Consider the following 18,975-nt stretch of genomic DNA (forward strand, 5'->3'; position numbering starts at 1 on the left):
TGCGGCGCTAGAATGACCGCATCATTGAAATCAAGGAGCAAGGTTACCATGGGTACAGTCAAACGCCTTTTGCTGGTCGGCCTGCTGGCTTGCGCCCCCCTCGCCGCGCATGCCGAAGATCCGGTTTCCGGCGACCCGGATGTGACCATCCGCCAGGACGGCGACCGCACCATCCAGGAATACCGGGTCAACGGTTTTCTCTACGCGATCAAGGTCATTCCGAAAAACGGCAAACCCTACTTCCTGGTTCGCGCCGACGGCAGCGACGGCAACTTCATACGTTCGGACGATCCGGACATGCTGATCCCTTCCTGGGAAATCTTTAGCTGGTAAGGCAATTAAGGTCTGATATGTCGGTATTCACCCCCCTGGAGCGTCACGAGCTCGAAGTCTTCCTGGCGCCCTACGGGCTCGGCCGGTTGCGCGACTTCCAGGGCATCGCCGCGGGTAGCGAAAACAGCAACTTCTTCGTCAGCCTGGAGCAGGGCGAGTACGTCCTGACCCTGGTCGAGCGCGGCCCGGCGGCCGACCTGCCGTTCTTCATCGAACTGCTCGACGTGCTCCACGACGCCGGTCTGCCGGTGCCCTACGCCCTGCGCACGGAAGATGGCCAGGCGCTGCGCAGCCTGGCGGAAAAACCCGCGCTGCTGCAGCCGCGCCTGGCCGGCAAGCACGTGCACGCGGCCAACGCCCACCATTGCCAGGAGGTCGGCAGCCTGCTGGCGCGTATCCACCTGGCCACCCGCGAGCGGCCGCTGGAGCGGCGCAGCGACCGCGGCCTGGACTGGATGCTGGCCGAGGGCCCGAGCCTGGCGCTCAGGCTGCCGGAAGCCGAGCTGCCGCTGCTGCGCGACGCGCTGGCCGAGATCGCCGCGCTGAAAGCCCGCATCCTCGCCCTGCCGCGGGCCAACCTGCATGCCGACCTGTTCCGCGACAATGTGCTGTTCGACGGCAACCACCTGGCCGGGGTGATCGACTTCTACAACGCCTGCTCGGGGCCGATGCTCTACGACCTGGCGATCTGCCTGAACGACTGGTGCTCGCACGAGGACGGCAGCCTGGACGGCGCCCGTGCCCGCGCCCTGCTCGGCGCCTATGCCACGCTGCGGCCTTTCACGGCTGCCGAGGCCGAGCTGTGGCCGGCCATGCTGCGCATCGCCTGCGTACGCTTCTGGCTGTCGCGGCTGATCGCCGCCGAGTCCTTCGCCGGGCAGGAGGTGTTGATCCACGATCCGGGCGAGTTCCGGCGCCGCCTGGCGCAGCGCCAGCGGGTCGAGCTGGCGCTGCCGTTCGCCTTGTAGAGTGGATCACGCTTCACCGATCCACCAGAACGTTATCGGCTATAGCCCCCTCTGGCGCCGAAGTGGTGGATGCAAAAGCCTCATCCACCCTACGCAGACACGGGCGTACCGTTAACTGCCGGACACCAGCCCCGGCAGCTGCTCGGCCAGCTTGGCGTTGTTGATCGGCGCGCGGACAAAGCCGCGCTGGGTGCCGTCCGGGCCGATGATCACCAGGTTGCCGCTGTGATCGACGGTGTAGTTGTCCTTGCTGGTGTCGGCGGGGATATAGGGGATGCTCACCGCGTTGGCGAACTTCTGCAACGTCGCTTCCTCGCCGGTCAGGCCGACGAAGCCGGCATCGAAATAGGCCAGGTACTTCTTCAGCTGCTCCGGGGTGTCGCGCTTGGGGTCGACGCTGACCAGCACCAGGCGCAGCCGCGCGCGGGTTTCCTCGGGCAACTGACCCTGCAGCTGGCGCAGCTGGGCGAGGGTGGCCGGGCAGATGTCCGGGCAGAAGGTGTAGCCGAAGAACAGCAGGCTCCACTGCTCCTTGAGCTGATCCACCGCCACCTCGGCGCCGTCCTGGTCGGTCAGGGTCAGCGTCGGCAGGCTGCGGCTCTGCGGCAGCAGCACGATGCCGGCGTCGAGCAGCGCGGTGGGGTCGCCCTGACCCTTGGCGGTCAGCACCTTGTTGACGGTGAGCCCCAGCACCAGGGCGACGATGGCGACGAGGACGAAGACGGTGATCTGGGTGCGGGTCATGACAGCCTTTAGATGTTCAGCAGCAGGTAGTGGTCCGCCAGCAGGGCGATGAACAGCAGGAACAGGTACCAGATACTGTACTTGAAGGTGTTGATCGCCGCGTGCGGTTTGCTGTCACGGTACAGCACCCAGGCCCAGTGCAGGAAGCGCCCGCCCAGCAGCAGCGCGCAGACCAGGTAGAGCGGCCCGCTCATGTGGATGGCGTAGGGCAGCAGGGTCACCGCGAACATCACCAGGGTGTAGAGCAGGATATGCACCTTGGTGTAGTGCTCGCCGTGGGTCACCGGCAGCATGGGGATATCCGCCTTGGCATATTCGGCCTTGCGGTGGATGGCCAGGGCCCAGAAGTGCGGCGGGGTCCAGGCGAAGATGATCAGCACCAGCAGCAGCGGCTCGGCGGACATATGCCCGGTCACCGCCACCCAGCCCAGCAGCGGCGGCGCGGCGCCGGCCAGGCCGCCGATGACGATGTTCTGCGGCGTGGCGCGCTTGAGAAAGCCGGTGTAGATCACCGCGTAGCCGAGCAGGGAGGCCAGGGTCAGCCAGGCCGCCAGGGCGTTGGTGAACAGCAGCAGCAGGGCCATGCCGGCCACGGCCAGGAGCAGGGCGAAGCTCAGCGCCGCCACCGGCGAGACCCGCCCGGCGGTGACCGGGCGCTTGTGCGTACGCGCCATGATCGAGTCGATGCGCCGGTCCACCACATGGTTGACCGCCGCCGCGGCCCCGGCGCACAGGCCGATGCCGAGGTTGCCGAACACCAGCACGGTCCAGGGCACGCCGGCGCGGGTGGCGAGGAACATGCCGACCAGCGAGGTGATCAGCATCAGCAGCACCACCTTGGGCTTGGTCAGCTCCAGGTAGTCGCGCCAGCTGGCGTGTTCGGAGTGGGCTCGCAGCGCAGTAGCCATGGCGTTTCTCCTCTTTGTCGTTATTTGCCGAACGTGGGCGCCAGCTCGCTGCGCGCCGCCGCCGTCGCGCAAGACTCGCCAGCGCGCTGGCTGCCACGGGCACTCGCCCGCAGGCGGTAGTTGACCAGCACCAGGCTCAGCAGCAGGGCCGCACCGCCGGCGTTGTGCGCCACGGCCACCAGCAGCGGCAGGTGGAAGATCACGTTGCTGATGCCCAGGCCGACCTGCAGCGCCAGCGCCAGCAGCAGCAGCCCGGCCAGGCGCGGCAGGCCGGCGGCCTTGAGCCGCCAGGCCAGCAGCAGCAGGGCCAGGCTGACGATCAGTGCGCCAATGCGGTGGCTCATATGGATGGCGGTGCGCGCGTCGCTGTCGAGCTGCCCGCCCAGGTAGTTGGGGCCGATATGCTGGGTCAGGTGAAAACCGTTGGCAAAATCCATCGCCGGCCACCACTCGCCGTGGCAGGTGGGCAGGTCGACGCAGGCCACCGCCGCATAGTTGGAGCTGACCCAGCCGCCCAGGGCGATCTGCCCGATCACCAGCAGCAGGCAGGCCGCCGCCAGGGCCCGCAGACGCGCCGGTAGCTGCAGCGGGGCGAAGCGCCCGGACAGGTGCAGGCACAGCAGCGCCAGCAGACTGAGGGTGGCGAAACCGCCGAGCAGGTGCGCGGTGACCACCTGCGGCCAGAGCTTGAGGGTCACCGTCCACATGCCGAAGGCGCCCTGCAGTATCACCAGCGCCAGCAGCGCCAGCGGCAGCTTCAGCGGCTGGCCCGGCTCGCCGCGGCGGCGCAGCGCCTGCACCGCCAGGCCGAGGATGACCAGGCCGAGGGCGCCGGCGAAGTAGCGGTGGATCATCTCGTACCAGCCCTTGGCCACCTCCACCGGCGCCTCGGGGAACCGCGCCTCGGCCAGGGCCAGCTTGTGCTCGCTCATCGGCACGCCGAGGAAGCCGTAGCAGCCGGGCCAGTCCGGGCAGCCCAGGCCGGCGTGGGTCAGCCGGGTATAGGCGCCGAGCAGCACCACCACGGCGGCCAGCAGGGTGGCGCACAGGGCGAGGCGGTAACCGGGTTTGCGCATCGTCGATCCTTAGCAGGCAGCCGCCTGCGGGTCAGCCTCAACCGATTTGGGAAATCTTCAGCAGGTAGCGCAGGTCGTCGAGAATCGCCTTGCCGTCGCTGCCGGCCGGGTAACGCAGGACCAGGTTGCCGTGCGGGTCGACCAGCCACAGCCAGGCGCCTGGCAGGGCCTCGGTGGCCCGCTGGTAGGCCTGGCGATCCAGGCCGTAGCGGCCCAGTTGCGGGTACTCGCGGTCGAGCAGCGCGACGTAGTCGGCCGTCAGCGCTTCGCCCGCCGCCAGACCATGGCTGGCGCGGAGGGTTTCGCGGTTGAGGCCGATCTGGATCTGCCGCGCCAGGTAGACCAGTTGCTGGCAGTCGGCGGCGCAGGCATCGGGGGCGGTGACCAGGATCTGCCAGCGCGGCGCCAGCTCGCCCTGCACGCCGAGGTCGGCGAGGGTCTGCCCGGTGCCGACCAGCACGCCATGGTAGCTGCGCGTCTCCGGCACCCAGAAGCGCCACTGGTACATGGCACTGGCCAGCAGCATGGGGCCGATGGCGATGGCCAGCAGCAACAGCAGTTGCCAGCGGCCGCGCCCCTTGCGCGGCGTCTCAGGCAGGGCGATGGCTGGGTTCATGACGACTCTCCCGTGCATTGTGTAATCCAAGATAGATGAACAGGCCGAGCAACGCCGCGGCCAGGGCGAACCATTGCACGGCGTAGCCGGTGTGCTTGTCCGGGCTCATGGCCACCACCGGCCAGTCCACCCGGTAGCTGGCCGGGCCCGGTTCCAGGCGTGCCTCGAAGGGCAGGCCGCCGCGACCGAGCTGGCGCCACAGCGCATCGACCTCGACCGCGCCGATCAGCCGCGGCCAGCCTTGCGCCGGCGCCGCGTCCGCCAGCTGCAGGCCGCCGCCCGGTGGCAGGTAGACCCAGGCGGTCAGGGCCAAGGCATCCTCGGGGGTGGCGAACTGCGGCGGCCGGCGCCGATCCGGCCAGGGCAGCCAGCCGCGGTTGAGCAGCACCCAGAGGCCGCTGGCTTGGTCGTAGAAGGGTTGCAGCAGCTCCACGCCGACGCGGCCGTCGCGCATGCGGTTGTCCAGCAGCAGGCTGTGCGCGGCGTCGAACTGGCCGTACAGGCGCACGCGCCGGTAGGCCGGGTCGCGGCTGCGCTCGAGCCGATCGAGGCCGAGCGGCGTGGCCTGGCGGCGGTCCTCGAAGCTGGCCAGCAGGGCGCGCTTGTCCTCGGCGCGCTGCAACTGCCAGGTGCCCAGGCCGAGCAACCCGGGTAGCAGCAGGGCCACCAGCAGGCTGGGCAGCCAGCCGGGACGGAAGGCGCTCATGCGGCCTCCCCACGGACAAGATGCTGGCTGGCTATACTGCAATACATCGCCCACTCCCCCGGAGTCTCGCATGCTCAAGGCCGCGATCGTCCTCATGCTGCTGGCCACCCTGGTCAGCCTGTTCAGCGGCCTGGTCTTCCTGGTCAAGGACGAGGGCCGTGGTTCCCGCGTAGTCAACGCCCTGACCGTCCGTGTCGGGCTGACCGCCATCACCGTCGCCCTGGTCGCCTGGGGCTTCTACTCGGGGCAACTGGTGTCTCATGTCAGCTGGTAGCGGCAGCCTCTAGCTGCCGCTTGAAACCTGTGGCGTGCTGCTGCCTCAAAGCACATAGACGAAGACGAACAGCCCCAGCCAGACCACATCGACGAAGTGCCAGTACCAGGCGGCGGCCTCGAAGCCGAAGTGCTGGTCGGCGTCGAAGTGCCCGCGCAGGATGCGCACCAGCATCACCGTGAGGATGATCGCGCCGAGGGTCACATGGGCGCCGTGGAAGCCGGTGAGCATGAAGAAGGTGGCGCCGTAGATGCCCGAGCCGAGGGTCAGGCCCAACTCGGTGTAGGCCTCGATGTATTCCTCGATCTGGAAGAACAGGAACACCGCGCCGAGCAGAATGGTGGCCGCCAGCCAGGCCTTGAGCGGGCCGCGCCGGTTCTTCTTCAGCGCGTGGTGGGCGAAGGTCACGGTGAAGCTGGAGCTCACCAGCAAGATGGTGTTGATCAGCGGCAGGTGCCAGGGGTCGATCACCGCCGTCGGCGGCGGGAACAGCTTGGAGTCGGGGTTCTGCAGCAGCGGCCAGCTGTACTCGAAGCCTTCCCAGAGCATGTTGGTCACGCCCTTGTCGCCCTCGCCGCCGAGCCAGGGCCCGGCGAAGGTGCGGATATAGAACAGGGCGCCGAAGAAGGCGGCGAAGAACATCACCTCGGAGAAGATGAACCAGCTCATGCCCCAGCGGAACGAGCGATCCATCTGCGCGCTGTACAGGCCGCCGCGGCTCTCCTTGATCACGTTGCCGAACCAGCCGAACAGCATCCAGGCCAGGATCAGGCCGCCGACGAAGAAGATCAGCGGGCCATTGGAGCCGTCGCGGCCGGCGCTCATGTCGTTGAACCAGGTGCCCACGCCGTAGACGCTGACCAGCATGCCGAGGGTGGCGATGATCGGCCACTTGCTCTGCGCGGGGACGTAGTAGTTTTCGTGATTCTCGTGACTCGACATTGTTGTTCTCCTTATGGAGCCTGCGCCACGGGCGGCTTGCGCGCGGTGATATCGAACAGGGTGTAGCCCAGGGTCAGGTGCTTGACGTCCTGCGGCAAATCTCTATCGACGATAAAGCGCACCGGCATCTCGATGCGCTCGCCCGGCTGCAGCACCTGCTGGGTGAAGCAGAAGCATTCGGTCTTGTGGAAGAAGGCCGCCGCCTTGGACGGCGACACGCTGGGAATGGCCTGCGCGGTCATCGGCTCGCTGCTCGGGTTGTAGGCGACGAACAGCATGTCGCGCGGCTCGCCGGGGTGCACCAGGATCTCATCGGCCTGCGGGCCGAACTCCCAGACCATGCCGGCGGCGTTGGTGGCGAGGAACTGCACGCGCACCTGGCGCGCCGCGTCCACCCGCTGCTCGCCCTGGTAGGCGCCGGCGGTCTTGCCGTTGATGCCGAACACCTTGCACATGGCGTCGTAGAACGGCGGCAGGACGAACACGCCGAAGCAGAACATCGCCACCACCACCAGCAGCAGGCGTACGACCAGACGACGGGTGCCGATCACTTCGCTCACGGCCGGCCTCCTACTTCACGTCGGGCGGCGTGCTGAAGGTGTGATAGGGCGCCGGCGAGGGCACCGTCCACTCCAGCCCCTCGGCGCCGTCCCAGGGCTTGGCCGGGGCCGGTTTGCCGCCGCGGATGCACTTGATGACAATGAACAGGAACAGCAACTGGGTGGCGCCGAACATGAAGGCACCGATGGACGAGACCATGTTGAAGTTGGCGAACATCATGTTGTAGTCAGGAATGCGCCGCGGCATGCCGGCCAGGCCGACGAAGTGCATGGGGAAAAACGCCAGGTTCATGCCGACGAAGCTCATCCAGAAATGCAGCTTGGCCAGGGTCTCGTCGTACATGTGCCCGGTCCACTTCGGCAGCCAGTAGTAGGCCGAGGCGAAGATGCCGAAGATCGCCCCGGGCACCAGCACGTAGTGGAAGTGCGCCACCACGAAGTAGGTGTCGTGGTACTGGAAGTCCGCCGGGGCGATGGCCAGCATCAGCCCGGAGAAGCCGCCGATGGTGAACAGGATGACGAAGGCCACCGAGAACAGCATCGGCGCTTCGAAGGTCATCGAGCCCTGCCACATGGTGCTGGCCCAGTTGAACACCTTCACCCCGGTGGGCACGGCGATCAGCATGGTGGCGTACATGAAGAACAGTTCGCCGGTCAGCGGGATGCCGACGGTGAACATATGGTGGGCCCAGACGATGAACGACAGGAAGGCGATGGAGGCGGTGGCGTAGACCATCGAGGTGTAGCCGAACAGCGGCTTGCGGGCGAAGGCCGGGATGATCGAGCTGACCGCGCCGAACGCCGGCAGGATCATGATGTACACCTCGGGGTGGCCGAAGAACCAGAACACGTGCTGGAACAGCACCGGGTCGCCGCCGCCGGCGGCGTTGAAGAAGCTGGTGCCGAAGTGCACGTCCATCAGCATCATGGTCACGCAGCCGGCCAGTACCGGCATCACCGCGATCAGCAGGAAGGCGGTGATCAGCCAGGTCCAGACGAACAGCGGCATCTTCATCAGGGTCATGCCGGGGGCGCGCAGGTTGAGGATGGTGGCGATCACGTTGATCGCGCCCATGATCGAGCTGATGCCCATCAGGTGCACGGCGAAGATGAAGAAAGTCACCGACTCCGGCGCGTAGGTGGTCGACAGCGGCGCGTAGAAGGTCCAGCCGAAGTTGGGCCCGCCGCCCTCCATGAACAGCGTGCTGATCAGCAGGCCGAAGGCCGCCGGCAGCAGCCAGAAGCTGAAGTTGTTCATCCTTGGCAGGGCCATATCCGGGGCGCCGACCATCAGCGGGATCATCCAGTTGGCCAGGCCGACGAAGGCCGGCATCACCGCACCGAACACCATGATCAGGCCGTGCATGGTGGTCATCTGGTTGAAGAATTCCGGCTGCACGATCTGCAGGCCGGGCTGGAACAGCTCGGCGCGGATCACCATGGCCATGGTCCCGCCGAGCAGGAACATGGCGAAGCTGAACCACAGGTACATGGTGCCGATGTCCTTGTGGTTGGTGGTCAGCACCCAGCGCATCAGGCCCTTGGCCGGACCGTGGTGATGGTCATGCGCGGCATGGCCATGGGAATCGATCACTGCACTCATGTCCTTACTCCTGAGCCTTCTTGAAGTCGAGGATGTCCTTGGGCGTGACCATGTCGCCGACCTTGTTGCCCCAGGCGTTGCGCTCGTAAGTGATGATGGCGGCCAGATCGACCTCCGATAGTTGCTTGCCGAAGGCGGCCATGGAGGTGCCCGGCTTGCCGTTGACCACTATGTCGATATGGCCTGCGGCCGGCCCGGTGGCGATGGCCGAGCCCTTGAGCGCCGGGAACATCGGCGGCAGGCCCTCGCCACCGGCCTGGTGGCAGGCGGCGCAGGCGGTGCCGTAGGCCTTCTCGCCGCGCGCCATCAGCTCGTCCAGGGTCCATTCCTTGCTGGTCAGCTCGCGTTCAGCGGCAGCCGCCGCCTTGCGCTCGGCCAGCCAGGCGGCGAAGTCCTCCTTGGACTTGGCCTCGACCACCACCGGCATGAAGCCGTGATCCTTGCCGCACAGCTCGGTGCACTGGCCGCGGTAGATGCCGGGCTCGTCGATGCGCGTCCAGGATTCGTTGATGAAGCCGGGGATGGCGTCCTTCTTCACCGCCAGCGCCGGCACCCACCAGGAGTGGATGACGTCGGCGGCGGTGATCAGGAAGCGCACCTTGGTGCCCACCGGCACCACCAGCGGCTCGTCCACCTCCAGCAGGTAGTGCTCGCCCTTGGCCGCGCGGTTGTCGATCTGCGCCTTGGGCGTGGCCAGGTTGCTGAAGAACTCGACGTCCTGGCCCAGGTACTTGTAGTGCCACTTCCACTGGTAGCCGGTGACCTGGATATCCAGTTCCGACTCGGAGGTGTCGTAGATCTCGATCAGGGTCTTGGTCGCCGGAATCGCCATCAGCACCAGGATCGCCAGCGGCACCACGGTCCAGAGGATCTCGACCGTGGTGCTTTCGTGGAAGTGCGCGGGCTCCTGGCCGGTGGCGCGGCGGTGGACGATCATCGACCAGAACATGGCGCCGAACACCACCACGCCGATCACGACGCAGATCCAGAAGATGGTCATGTGCAGGTCGAAGACCGAGCGGCTGACCTCGGTGACACCGGGCGCCATGTTGACCGCCCACTCGGCGTGCGCCGAGCCCAATGCCAGCCACAGCAGGAGGCCCATCCAGACTCGTGGATGTCGCATCATTGCGGGTTCCCCTTATGATTCTTGTTATCCCGCCGGCGGAGCCTGCGGCTAAGGGATCGACTGCCGTACGGGGCGACCATGCCGGCGCTCACTGCCCGCGCTGGTGCCCCTGACTGCTGGCGACTGCTGTCGAAACCTCTCCGTGCCTAAGCCCGTCCGGTTCCATCAGGTACTGCCTTTCGAACTCGAGTATAGACGGCGACTTTCAGCTCGCAACGTCACCGCGAAAATGGCCGAAGCCACGCAAGCCTTGTCCTAAACGCCCCGGCCGGAGCGGGCTGGAGAAAGATCGGCGAGCCCCATATAGCGCGCTCGCATAAGTATTAAAAAATTATGACAATCGCGTCTTAGCCAGCCACACGCGCCGGCTAAGGTTCACGTCCATGTCCTCAAATCGTAGGAGCAGTCATGAACACCGCCGCCATCCGCCAACTGATCGACCGGGCCCGCCAGCACGAGGCCGGCACCCAGGCCCTCGCGCAGTTCCTGCAGACCCAGCTGGAGCGCCTGCACCCAGCCATCCGCCTGCCCGCCGAGAACGCCGGCGCCACTCTGAATGCCTTTGTCGTCGCCTATATCGAGCAGGTGCCGGACGTGCTCGACGCCGCCGCCACGGTGGCCAGCGAAGCCGGTATCGAGCGCGTGATCCAGCCGGTGCTGCAGGTGGCCGAGCAGTTCTTCCTGCAGCCGCCGGCGCTGATGGCCGGGCACAACGGCCTCGAAGGTCTGCTCGACGAGGCCTACCTGGCCCACCGCCTGGTCGAGGAGGTCAACGACCGCTACATCGGCCACCTCGGCCAGCCGCTGATCCCGCTGGACACCACCCGCGCCAACCTGATCGCCCATCAGTTGATCGGCGAGCCCTTCGCCAACCAGCTGGACGAGGCGGTGCACCACGCCCTGGCCGGCCTGCTCGACGACGCCAGCTTCGCCCAGCCCTCGGTGCAGGCCTACCGCGAGCGCCTCGCCGCGCCGGGTACGGTCGCCGCCTGGCAACGCTGGCCCTGCCTGTCGCAGCGACTGGGCGTCGAGTTGCGGCTGCCGCAGGAGCGCTGAGCGCCTGTGATTCCCGGCCGCCGGCGGGCGTCTAGCTGCGGTACGCCGGGCCTCGCCCGGCCCTGCCGCGAGCCCGAGCATGCAAGCGCTGTTGAACGAGATACTCGATGAAGTCCGCCCGCTGATCGGCCAGGGCAAAGTGGCCGACTACATTCCCGCCCTGGCCGGGGTGCCGGCCAACCAGCTGGGCATCGCCGTGTACGGCAACGACGGTCAGCTGCACGTGGCCGGCGAGGCGCGCACGCCGTTCTCGATCCAGAGCATCTCCAAGGTGTTCAGCCTGGTGCAGGCCATCGGCCACAGCGGCGAAGCCATCTGGCAGCGCCTCGGCCACGAGCCGTCCGGGCAGCCGTTCAACTCGCTGGTGCAGCTCGAGTTCGAGCGCGGCAAGCCGCGCAACCCCTTTATCAACGCCGGCGCGCTGGTGATCTGCGACATCAACCAGTCGCGCTTCGCCGCGCCGGCGCTGTCGATGCGCGACTTCGTCCGGCGCCTGTCGGGCAACCCCGAGGTGACGGTGGACAACCAGGTCGCCGAGTCGGAATACCAGCACCGCGCGCGCAATGCCGCGGCGGCCTACCTGATGCAGTCGTTCGGCAATTTCCACAACGAGGTGGAGGCGGTGCTGCGCAGCTATTTCAGCTGCTGCGCGCTGCGCATGAGCTGCGTCGACCTGGCCCGCGCCTTCGGCTTCCTGGCCAACCAGGGCTTCTGCCGGCACAGTGGCGAGCAGGTGCTGTCGCCGCGGCAGAGCAAGCAGATCAACGCCATCATGGCCACCAGCGGGCTGTACGACGAGGCCGGCAACTTCGCCTACCGGGTCGGCCTGCCGGGCAAGAGCGGGGTCGGCGGCGGCATAGTCGCGGTGGTGCCGGGGCGTTTCAGCGTCTGCGTGTGGTCGCCGGAACTCAACGCCGCCGGCAACTCGCTGGCCGGGATGAAAGCCCTGGAGCTGCTCAGCCAGCGCATCGGCTGGTCGGTGTTCTAAGCCTTACTGCACCAAGGCGCCCTGGTGCGCGCGGCGCACCCTGCGGCCGCGCGTCGCCACGGCGCGCTACAGCAGCTTGCGGTACTGGACGAAACCGGAGCGCTCGCCGATGCGTTCGTAGAGCAGCATGGCCTGGCTGTTGCTCTCGTGGGTCAGCCAGTGCACCCGCGAGCAGCCGGCTTCGCGCGCCTGCTGGTAGACGTGCTGGATCAGCTGGCGGCCGATGCCGCCGCTGCGCTGGCCCTTGGCGACGAACAGGTCCTGCAGGTAGCAGTAGTCACCGACCGTCCAGGTCGAACGGTGGATCACCCAGTGCACCAGGCCGACCGCCTCATCGCCCTGCCAGGCCAGCGCCGCGCCCATCGGCTCGGCCGGATCGAGAAAGCGCTGCCAGGTCACGGCGCTGGTCTCGGCGGCGATCTCGGTCATGTAGAAACGCTGGTAGCCCTGCCACAGCGGCAGCCAGGCGGCGTGGTCGGCGGCGCTGACGGGACGGATCTCGAGGCTCATGGCTTCCCTCCTGGTTGGCGTGAGGCGTCAGTCGCTCATCTCACCACAGAGATCGCGCGCCAGCCAGTGCTCCACCTCGGCCGGCGCCAGCCCGGCGCCGAGCAGGGCGAACAGCTTGCCCAGCGCCGCCTCGCGGGTCATGCCGCCGCAGGACACCAGACCGGCCTCGGCCAGGCGGCTGCCGGCGGCGTACACGCCGAACTCGACATGCCCCTGCGGGCACTGGCTGATCGCCGCCAGCACCACGCCGCGGGCGTGCGCCTCGTCCAGGACCGCCAGCAGCTCGGCGTCGCCGGCCGGGCCGGTGCCGCTGCCGTAGCATTCCAGCAGCAGCCCCTGCACACCGCTGCCCAACAGGGCGCGCAGATGGGCGGCCTGCAGCGCCGGGTGCAGCGGCAGCACGGCCAGATTGGTCGCCCACCGCGGCTGGCGATAGTCGATGCGTGCGTCGATGGCGGCGCGCTCGGCCTGGCGCCGACGCGGCAGCACCTGGAAGGCGTCGAAGGCGTCGCTGCGCAGCTTGGAGCAGCGCGCGCCGTGCAGCAGCTGGCCGTTGAAGTACAGGTGCACGCCCGGCGCCACACCGCGCCGCAACGCGCGCATGGCACCGAACAGGTTGGGCCAGGCGTCGCCACCGGCCACGCCGGCCGGCTGCATGGCGCCGGTCAGCAGCACCGGCACGCCCAGGCCGAGCAGCAAGAAGCTCAGCGCCGCGGCGCTGTAGGCCAGGGTGTCGGTGCCGTGCAGCACCAGCACGGCATCATGGCCGTCGACCTCGACGGCGGCGACTATGGCGTCGCGCAGGGCCAGCCAGTGGCCCGGGTTCATGTTGGCGCTGTCGATCAGCGGCAGCAGCTCGCGAAACTGCCACTGCGGCAGCTCGCCCTGCGCCTCCTCGGCCTGCTGCGCACGCATCCGCGCCTCGAAGCCGGAGGCCGGCGCCAGGCCCGCTTCGCTCATCTGCATGCCAATGGTGCCGCCGGTGTACAGCACCAGCAGTTTCTCAGGGGTCGCCATGGACTCTCCTCGCAAATCACGGGCAAAAGAAAGGGGGCCTTGGCCCCCTCCTTCCTTGCTTGGGTCAACTCAACGCTGGTGCACCCGGTCGCCGATCTCGGCCGGGTCCGCGGCGACGACGGGCTTGGCCGCCTGGCCGGTCCACACCGCCGGGTCGAGGTCCAGGTCGGCGAACTGCTTGGCGTCGAATACCGGCGACTCTACACCAGCCTTGATCTGGCTGTCGTAGTCGCGCATCAGGCGCAGGCCGACCTTGAACAGCAGCGCCAGGGCCACCAGGTTGCAGATGGCCAGCAGGCCCATGGTGACGTCGGCGAAGGCGAACACGGTGCCCAGGTCCTGCACCGAGCCCCACAGCACCAGGCACACCACCAGCACGCGGTAGACGATGACCGGCGTGCGCTTCTGGCTGAAGAAGCCGAGGGCGTTCTCGCCGAGGTAGTAGTTGTAGATCAGAGTGGTGAAGACGAACAGCAGCAGCGCCAGGCTGACGAACACCCGGCCCCACTCGCCGACCACGGCCGCCAGGGCGGTCTGGGTCAGGACCACGCCGGCCATTTCGCCGCCCGGCTGATAGACGCCGGAGAGCAGGATGATCAGCGCGGTGCTGGTGCACACCAGCAGGGTGTCGATGAACACGCTGAGCGACTGCACGATGCCCTGCGCGGCCGGGTGCTTGACCTCGGCCACCGCGGCCACGTTCGGCGCGCTGCCGAGGCCCGCTTCGTTGGAGAACAGGCCGCGCTTGACGCCCATCATGATCGCCGCGCCGATGCCGCCGGCGAAGGCCGGCTCCAGGCCGAAGGCGCTCTTGACGATCAGGGCGAATACCGCCGGCACCTCGGGCAGGTTCAGGCCGATCACCACCAGCGCCATGCCGATGTAGGAGAAGGCCATCACCGGCACCAGCACGTCGGCCATGCTGGCGATGCGCTTGATGCCGCCGAAGATGATCAGGCCGATCACCGCGGTCAGGATCAGGCCGCTGACGATGGTGGGCAGGCCGAAGGTGTCGTGCAGCGAGCTGGCCACGGTGAAGGACTGCACGGCGTTGAAGCCGAAGCCGAAGGTCACCAGCAACAGGATCGACACCACGATGCCCAGCCAGCGCTGGCCGAGGCCGTGCTGGATGTAGAAGGCCGGGCCGCCGCGGTAGCTGCCGTCGGCTTCGCGGCGCTTGTACAGCTGCGCCAGGGAGCACTCGAAGTAGCTGGTGGCCATGCCGACCAGGGCCACGACCCACATCCAGAAGATCGCGCCGGGGCCGCCGAGCATGATCGCCACCGACACGCCGGCGATGTTGCCGGCGCCGACGCGGCCGGCCACCGAGAGCATCAGTGCCTGGAACGAGCTGAGCTGGCCGGGCTGACGCTGGAAGGCCTCGGCGAAGATGCGGAACATGCTGCTGAAGTAGCGGAACTGGACGAAACGCGAGGCGACGGTGAAGTACAGGCCGAGACCGATCAGCATCACGATCAGCAGCTTGCTCCAGATAAGGTCGTTGAGAAGATCGAGCATGGGAGGCTTTCTCTCTTGTTGTTCTGAATGGGAATGCAGCCCCGCCGGGCGGCTGGCGAATGGTTGGCGATAGGGGCCTTGCCAGACAATTTCGCGGGTCGCGGCAACCTGACGCGAGTTGATGCTAGAATCGCGTCACTTGCATCAGCCGGTACGCCCCCATGTCCGATGCCCTCGGCGCCAACCTGAAACTGCTGTGCAGCCACTACCGCTCGATCGCCGAGGTGTGCCGCAAACTGTCGCTCAACCGCGCCCAGTTCAACCGCTACCTGGCCGGGCAGAGCCGGCCGACCGCGCACAACCTCAAGCGCATCTGCGACTTCTTCGGCGTCGAACCCTTCGAGCTGGCCATGCCGAGCGAGCAGTTCGCCCGCCTGGTCGGTGCACGCAGCCCCGACGCTCAGGCGCAGGCCGGCAGCGACCCGCTGCTGGAACTGTTCGAGCCGCTGCGCCAGCAGGCCAGCCCGATGGGCCGCTACTGCGGCTACTACTTCGAGTACTCCAACTGCATGTCGGTGCCGGGCCAGGTGCTGCTGTCGCTGGTGCACCTGCGCGAGGAGCGCGGCAACTACCTGTTCGAGCGCCAGGAACGCCAGGAGCGTCAGGAACGCACCCGCGGCGGCGCCGAGGACTGGGTGCGCTGCCGCTACCTGGGCGCGGCCTTCTACCTGCAGGACCGGCTGTTCCTCATCGACTACGAGTCGCTGACCGGCAACGAGATCAGCCAGACCATCCTCATCCCCAGCTTCAAGAGCCGCATCACCCGCCTCAACGGCATCAAGACCGGGGTGTCCAGCGGCGACCGGCGCACCCCGGCCTGCACCCGGGTGGTCTGGCAATACCTGGGCAACGAGATCAACCGGGTCAACGCCTACCGCCAGCTGATGCTCTACGCCCCGGACGACGCGCGGATCGACGATGATATCCGCCAGCGCCTGTCCGGCACCCAGCTGCACGACGGCCTGTTCGTGCTGGAATAACACGGCGCCATGCGGTGATGGCCAGGATCAGCCAGGGCAGTGGCCAGCTGGCGTGGATAAGGGGTGCGCACGCCACACCCTGCAATGCGCCGGCAAAAAAAAGGGATGGCCGAGGCCATCCCTGAGGAGCGAGGCTGGTGAGGCCTCCTATGAAAATCGTCGTTCAGGCCGCGTTGTCGCTGTTGTAGACGTCGCGATCCAGCTCCTGCTCGCTGCTGCCCACCAGGGTGGTGGTCATCAGGTCGCCGGCGACGTTGACCGTGGTGCGCGCCATGTCGAGGATGCGGTCGATGCCGGCGATCAGCGCCACGCCTTCCAGCGGCAGGCCGACCGAGGTCAGCACCAGGCCGAGCATGATCAGGCCCGCGCCGGGCACGCCGGCGGTGCCGATCGAGGCCAGGGTGGCGGTGAGGATGATCATCAGGTACTGACCGGCATTCAGGTCGACGCCGAAGGCCTGGGCGATGAACAGCGCCAGCACGCCCTGGTAGATGGCGGTGCCGTCCATGTTGATGGTGGCACCCACCGGCAGCACGAAGCCGGCCACGCCCTGCGACACACCGAGGTTCTTGCGCGCGCATTCGATGGACACCGGCAGGGTGCCGGCGCTGCTCGAGGTGCTGAAGGCCACCGCCAGCGCCGGGGCGATGCCCTGGAAGAAGCGCAGCGGGCTGAGGCGCGCCAGGCCGCCGATCAGGCCTCCGTAGACCAGCAGCATATGGGCGATGCTGGCCAGGTAGATCACCCCGATCACGCTCGCCAGCGGCAGCAGCACCTCGATGCCGTGGGCGGCGACCACGCCGGCGATCAGCGCGAACACGCCGATGGGCGCCAGGCGCATCACCAGGTCGGTGAGCTTGTAGAACACCTCGGCCAGGCTGTCGAACAGCTTGACCGCCGGCGCCGCCTTGTCGCCGATCAGGTTCATGCTCACGCCCAGGGCGATGGCGAACACGATGATCTGCAGGATGTTGCCCTCGGCGAAGGCGGTGACCGGGTTGGTCGGCACCAGGCCCACCAGGATCTGCACCAGCGAGGGCGCCTGCTTGGCCTCTTCGCTGCCGCTGGCGACCATGTGCATGCCCTCGCCGGGGCTGAACAGGGCGCCGAACGCCAGGCCGATGCTCACCGCGAAGGCGGTGGTGATCAGGTAGATGGCGATGGTCTTGACGCTGATGCGGCCGAGCTTGGCGCTGTCGCTCATGGCGGTGATGCCCGCCACCAGGGAGACGAACACCAGCGGCACGATCAGCATCTTGATCGCATTGAGGAACAGCGCGCCGATTGGCGCCAGCGCCTGGGCGCCGCTCTTGAACAGCATGCCGACGGCGACACCGAGGGCCAGACCGACGAGGATCTGCTGCCACAGCGGCACGCGCGCAAGGAGGGAGAGGGAAGCGGTATTGCTCTGACTCATGGTTATCACCCGGATTGTCGTTGTTGTGGGGCCGTCTGTGCGGCCTTGAGCGGTGCCGCCCGGCAGGCTAGGGCGGAAAGCAACGCGCCGCACTCGAACGAGGGCGGCGCGGGTGTTGCCAGGAAGATCAGCCCTGCAGCGGAACCAGGCGCGGGGCGATCATGTTCTCGGGGCGCAGGATGTCGGCCAGGGTGGCCTCGTCCAGCAGCTGCTCCTCGCGCACCAGCTCCAGCACGCCGCGCCCGCTGTCCAGGGCGACCTTGGCGATGCGGGTGGCGTTCTCGTAGCCGATGTAGGGGTTGAGCGCGGTGATCAGGCCGATGGAGTTCTCCATCAGCGCACGGCAATGCGCCTCGTTGGCGGTGATGCCGTCGATGCACAGCTCGCGCAGCATGTCCATGGCGCGGGTCAGCAGGCGGATCGAGTCGAAGATCTTGTAGGCGATCAAGGGCTCCATCACGTTGAGCTGCAGCTGGCCGCCCTCGGCCGCCATGGTCAGCGCCAGGTCGTTGCCGATCACTTCGAAGGCCACCTGGTTGACCGCCTCGGGGATCACCGGGTTGACCTTGCCCGGCATGATCGAGCTGCCCGGCTGACGCGGCGGCAGGTTGATCTCGTTGATCCCGGTGCGCGGGCCGCTGGACAGCAGGCGCAGGTCGTTGCAGATCTTCGACAGCTTGACCGCGGTGCGCTTGAGCATGCCGGAGAACAGCACGAAGGCGCCCATGTCGCTGGTGGCCTCGATCAGGTCGGCCGCCGGCACCACCGGGTGGCCGCTGATGATGGCCAGGCGCTTGACCGCCAGGGCCTGGTATTTCGGGTCGGCGTTGATGCCGGTGCCGATCGCGGTACCGCCCAGGTTGACTTCGGTGAGCAGGGTCGGCGCCAGCAGTTTCAAGTGCTGCAGGTCTTCACCGAGGGTGGTGGCGAAGGCGCGGAATTCCTGGCCGAGGGTCATCGGCACGGCGTCCTGCAGCTGGGTGCGACCCATCTTCAGCACGTGGCCAAACTCCAGACCCTTGGCGGCGAACGACTGGATCAGCTTGTCCAGCGCACCGAGCAGGCTGTCGTGGCCGAGCAGCAGGCCGAGGCGGATGGCGGTCGGGTAGGCGTCGTTGGTCGACTGCGCCATGTTCACGTCGTTGTTCGGGTGCAGGTGCTGGTACTGGCCCTTCTCAAAGCCCATGGCCTCCAACGCGATGTTGGCGATGACCTCGTTGGCGTTCATGTTGGTCGAGGTGCCGGCGCCGCCCTGAATCATGTCGACCACGAACTGCTCGTGGAACTCGCCCTGGATGATGCGTGCGCAGGCGGTGCTGATCGCCGTGTGCTTGGCGGCGGACAGATGACCCAGTTCGCGGTTGGCGTCAGCCGAAGCCTGCTTGACCATGGCCAGGCCGATCACCAGCTTCGGGTAATGCGACAGCGGCACGCCGGACAGGCGGAAGTTCTGCACGGCGCGCAGGGTCTGGATGCCGTAATAGGCATCGGCGGGGACTTCGAGGGTGCCGAGCAGGTCTTTTTCGACGCGAACAGATGCAGCAGAGGACATGATGGGGATGGCTCTTGGGAAATGCGGCGAGTGCCGCGATGCCCATAGAATATGGGCTCAGCCACTAGCTCGGCCAAT

At 67.4% G+C, this 18,975-nt stretch carries 20 protein-coding genes; 6 read left to right on the forward strand and 14 right to left on the reverse strand.

Features of this window, described 5'->3' with window-relative positions; genetic code table 11:
- Positions 1-48: 48 nt before the first annotated feature.
- Positions 49-333: a DUF2782 domain-containing protein gene (locus tag EA796_RS17235; protein WP_122109494.1), complete on the forward strand. Its 285-nt coding sequence runs from the start codon at positions 49-51 to the stop codon at positions 331-333.
- Between the two features lie 17 nt (positions 334-350).
- Entirely contained in the window at positions 351-1,301 is a 951-nt protein-coding gene (locus tag EA796_RS17240; RefSeq protein WP_122109495.1) for a homoserine kinase, read from the forward strand.
- Positions 1,302-1,412: 111 nt separating this feature from the next.
- Here EA796_RS17240 and EA796_RS17245 read toward each other — a convergent pair whose 3' ends face one another.
- From EA796_RS17245 to EA796_RS17265, 5 genes are read right to left on the reverse strand one after another with little or no spacing between them, the layout of a single operon-like run.
- On the reverse strand, positions 1,413-2,045 hold the full coding sequence (locus EA796_RS17245; protein ID WP_122109496.1) for an SCO family protein: 633 nt from the start codon (positions 2,043-2,045) through the stop codon (positions 1,413-1,415).
- A gap of 8 nt (positions 2,046-2,053) precedes the next feature.
- Positions 2,054-2,953, reverse strand: a complete 900-nt coding sequence (gene cyoE / locus EA796_RS17250; RefSeq protein ID WP_122109497.1) for a heme o synthase — start codon at positions 2,951-2,953, stop codon at positions 2,054-2,056.
- 20 nt (positions 2,954-2,973) lie between these two features.
- Positions 2,974-4,029 carry a heme A synthase gene (locus tag EA796_RS17255; protein ID WP_122109498.1) on the reverse strand — a complete coding sequence of 352 codons (1,056 nt, stop codon included), beginning with the start codon at positions 4,027-4,029 and terminating at the stop codon, positions 2,974-2,976.
- Between the two features lie 37 nt (positions 4,030-4,066).
- Positions 4,067-4,645 carry a hypothetical protein gene (locus tag EA796_RS17260; RefSeq protein ID WP_122109499.1) on the reverse strand — a complete coding sequence of 193 codons (579 nt, stop codon included), beginning with the start codon at positions 4,643-4,645 and terminating at the stop codon, positions 4,067-4,069.
- On the reverse strand, positions 4,620-5,351 hold the full coding sequence (locus EA796_RS17265; protein WP_122109500.1) for an SURF1 family protein: 732 nt from the start codon (positions 5,349-5,351) through the stop codon (positions 4,620-4,622). Before EA796_RS17265 ends, EA796_RS17260 begins: the two co-directional genes overlap by 26 nt.
- Positions 5,352-5,421: 70 nt before the next feature.
- Between EA796_RS17265 and EA796_RS17270 the strand changes: the two genes are divergently transcribed.
- Positions 5,422-5,625 carry a twin transmembrane helix small protein gene (locus tag EA796_RS17270; protein ID WP_021443181.1) on the forward strand — a complete coding sequence of 68 codons (204 nt, stop codon included), beginning with the start codon at positions 5,422-5,424 and terminating at the stop codon, positions 5,623-5,625.
- A gap of 45 nt (positions 5,626-5,670) precedes the next feature.
- Here EA796_RS17270 and EA796_RS17275 read toward each other — a convergent pair whose 3' ends face one another.
- The 4 genes from EA796_RS17275 to coxB are packed head-to-tail and all read right to left on the reverse strand — an operon-like array spanning position 5,671 to position 9,859.
- The gene (locus EA796_RS17275) at positions 5,671-6,567 is read right to left on the reverse strand and encodes a cytochrome c oxidase subunit 3 (RefSeq protein ID WP_021443182.1); all 897 of its coding nucleotides are present in this window, start codon (positions 6,565-6,567) and stop codon (positions 5,671-5,673) included.
- A gap of 11 nt (positions 6,568-6,578) precedes the next feature.
- Positions 6,579-7,127, reverse strand: a complete 549-nt coding sequence (locus tag EA796_RS17280; protein WP_122109501.1) for a cytochrome c oxidase assembly protein — start codon at positions 7,125-7,127, stop codon at positions 6,579-6,581.
- Positions 7,128-7,137: 10 nt separating this feature from the next.
- Entirely contained in the window at positions 7,138-8,730 is a 1,593-nt protein-coding gene (ctaD, locus tag EA796_RS17285; RefSeq protein ID WP_021443184.1) for a cytochrome c oxidase subunit I, read from the reverse strand.
- Between the two features lie 4 nt (positions 8,731-8,734).
- On the reverse strand, positions 8,735-9,859 hold the full coding sequence (gene coxB / locus EA796_RS17290) for a cytochrome c oxidase subunit II (protein WP_031302908.1): 1,125 nt from the start codon (positions 9,857-9,859) through the stop codon (positions 8,735-8,737).
- 408 nt (positions 9,860-10,267) lie between these two features.
- Here coxB and EA796_RS17295 point away from each other — a divergent pair, with 408 nt between their 5' ends.
- The gene (locus EA796_RS17295; RefSeq protein ID WP_122109502.1) at positions 10,268-10,915 is read left to right on the forward strand and encodes a hypothetical protein; all 648 of its coding nucleotides are present in this window, start codon (positions 10,268-10,270) and stop codon (positions 10,913-10,915) included.
- 79 nt (positions 10,916-10,994) lie between these two features.
- Positions 10,995-11,903: a glutaminase B gene (gene glsB / locus EA796_RS17300; protein WP_021443187.1), complete on the forward strand. Its 909-nt coding sequence runs from the start codon at positions 10,995-10,997 to the stop codon at positions 11,901-11,903.
- 66 nt (positions 11,904-11,969) lie between these two features.
- On the opposite strand, the gene EA796_RS17305 is transcribed toward glsB, so the two are convergent.
- From EA796_RS17305 to EA796_RS17315, 3 genes are all read right to left on the reverse strand, one after another.
- Positions 11,970-12,413, reverse strand: coding sequence for a GNAT family N-acetyltransferase (locus tag EA796_RS17305; protein ID WP_021443188.1), 444 nt, complete (start codon positions 12,411-12,413; stop codon positions 11,970-11,972).
- A 27-nt stretch (positions 12,414-12,440) separates the two neighbouring features.
- Positions 12,441-13,430, reverse strand: a complete 990-nt coding sequence (locus EA796_RS17310) for an asparaginase (RefSeq protein WP_122109503.1) — start codon at positions 13,428-13,430, stop codon at positions 12,441-12,443.
- A gap of 69 nt (positions 13,431-13,499) precedes the next feature.
- The gene (locus EA796_RS17315; RefSeq protein ID WP_122109504.1) at positions 13,500-14,948 is read right to left on the reverse strand and encodes a sodium:alanine symporter family protein; all 1,449 of its coding nucleotides are present in this window, start codon (positions 14,946-14,948) and stop codon (positions 13,500-13,502) included.
- A gap of 161 nt (positions 14,949-15,109) precedes the next feature.
- Here EA796_RS17315 and EA796_RS17320 point away from each other — a divergent pair, with 161 nt between their 5' ends.
- Positions 15,110-15,928 (forward strand): helix-turn-helix transcriptional regulator, encoded by an 819-nt coding sequence (locus EA796_RS17320; protein ID WP_021442070.1) that lies wholly within the window; start codon positions 15,110-15,112, stop codon positions 15,926-15,928.
- Between the two features lie 163 nt (positions 15,929-16,091).
- On the opposite strand, the gene EA796_RS17325 is transcribed toward EA796_RS17320, so the two are convergent.
- Positions 16,092-17,345 (reverse strand): dicarboxylate/amino acid:cation symporter, encoded by a 1,254-nt coding sequence (locus EA796_RS17325; protein WP_122109505.1) that lies wholly within the window; start codon positions 17,343-17,345, stop codon positions 16,092-16,094.
- A gap of 127 nt (positions 17,346-17,472) precedes the next feature.
- Positions 17,473-18,897, reverse strand: coding sequence for an aspartate ammonia-lyase (locus tag EA796_RS17330; RefSeq protein ID WP_122109506.1), 1,425 nt, complete (start codon positions 18,895-18,897; stop codon positions 17,473-17,475).
- Positions 18,898-18,975: the final 78 nt, after the last annotated feature.

This window comes from Pseudomonas sp. AOB-7 (assembly GCF_003696305.1).
Classification (GTDB): Bacteria; Pseudomonadota; Gammaproteobacteria; order Pseudomonadales; family Pseudomonadaceae; genus Aquipseudomonas.

Excerpts from the sequence above, each read along its gene's own strand:
- EA796_RS17255 (WP_122109498.1), bottom strand. The coding sequence starts at position 4,029 with ATGCGCAAACCCGGTTACCGCCTCGCCCTGTGCGCCACCCTGCTGGCC.
- EA796_RS17275 (WP_021443182.1), bottom strand. The coding sequence starts at position 6,567 with ATGTCGAGTCACGAGAATCACGAAAACTACTACGTCCCCGCGCAGAGC.
- EA796_RS17320 (WP_021442070.1), top strand. The coding sequence starts at position 15,110 with ATGTCCGATGCCCTCGGCGCCAACCTGAAACTGCTGTGCAGCCACTAC.
- EA796_RS17270 (WP_021443181.1), top strand. The coding sequence starts at position 5,422 with ATGCTCAAGGCCGCGATCGTCCTCATGCTGCTGGCCACCCTGGTCAGC.
- EA796_RS17240 (WP_122109495.1), top strand. The coding sequence starts at position 351 with ATGTCGGTATTCACCCCCCTGGAGCGTCACGAGCTCGAAGTCTTCCTG.
- EA796_RS17325 (WP_122109505.1), bottom strand. The coding sequence starts at position 17,345 with ATGAGTCAGAGCAATACCGCTTCCCTCTCCCTCCTTGCGCGCGTGCCG.
- coxB (WP_031302908.1), bottom strand. The coding sequence starts at position 9,859 with ATGATGCGACATCCACGAGTCTGGATGGGCCTCCTGCTGTGGCTGGCA.
- EA796_RS17235 (WP_122109494.1), top strand. The coding sequence starts at position 49 with ATGGGTACAGTCAAACGCCTTTTGCTGGTCGGCCTGCTGGCTTGCGCC.
- glsB (WP_021443187.1), top strand. The coding sequence starts at position 10,995 with ATGCAAGCGCTGTTGAACGAGATACTCGATGAAGTCCGCCCGCTGATC.
- EA796_RS17260 (WP_122109499.1), bottom strand. The coding sequence starts at position 4,645 with ATGAACCCAGCCATCGCCCTGCCTGAGACGCCGCGCAAGGGGCGCGGC.
- EA796_RS17305 (WP_021443188.1), bottom strand. The coding sequence starts at position 12,413 with ATGAGCCTCGAGATCCGTCCCGTCAGCGCCGCCGACCACGCCGCCTGG.
- EA796_RS17310 (WP_122109503.1), bottom strand. The coding sequence starts at position 13,430 with ATGGCGACCCCTGAGAAACTGCTGGTGCTGTACACCGGCGGCACCATT.
- cyoE (WP_122109497.1), bottom strand. The coding sequence starts at position 2,953 with ATGGCTACTGCGCTGCGAGCCCACTCCGAACACGCCAGCTGGCGCGAC.
- EA796_RS17315 (WP_122109504.1), bottom strand. The coding sequence starts at position 14,948 with ATGCTCGATCTTCTCAACGACCTTATCTGGAGCAAGCTGCTGATCGTG.
- EA796_RS17265 (WP_122109500.1), bottom strand. The coding sequence starts at position 5,351 with ATGAGCGCCTTCCGTCCCGGCTGGCTGCCCAGCCTGCTGGTGGCCCTG.
- EA796_RS17330 (WP_122109506.1), bottom strand. The coding sequence starts at position 18,897 with ATGTCCTCTGCTGCATCTGTTCGCGTCGAAAAAGACCTGCTCGGCACC.
- ctaD (WP_021443184.1), bottom strand. The coding sequence starts at position 8,730 with ATGAGTGCAGTGATCGATTCCCATGGCCATGCCGCGCATGACCATCAC.
- EA796_RS17245 (WP_122109496.1), bottom strand. The coding sequence starts at position 2,045 with ATGACCCGCACCCAGATCACCGTCTTCGTCCTCGTCGCCATCGTCGCC.
- EA796_RS17295 (WP_122109502.1), top strand. The coding sequence starts at position 10,268 with ATGAACACCGCCGCCATCCGCCAACTGATCGACCGGGCCCGCCAGCAC.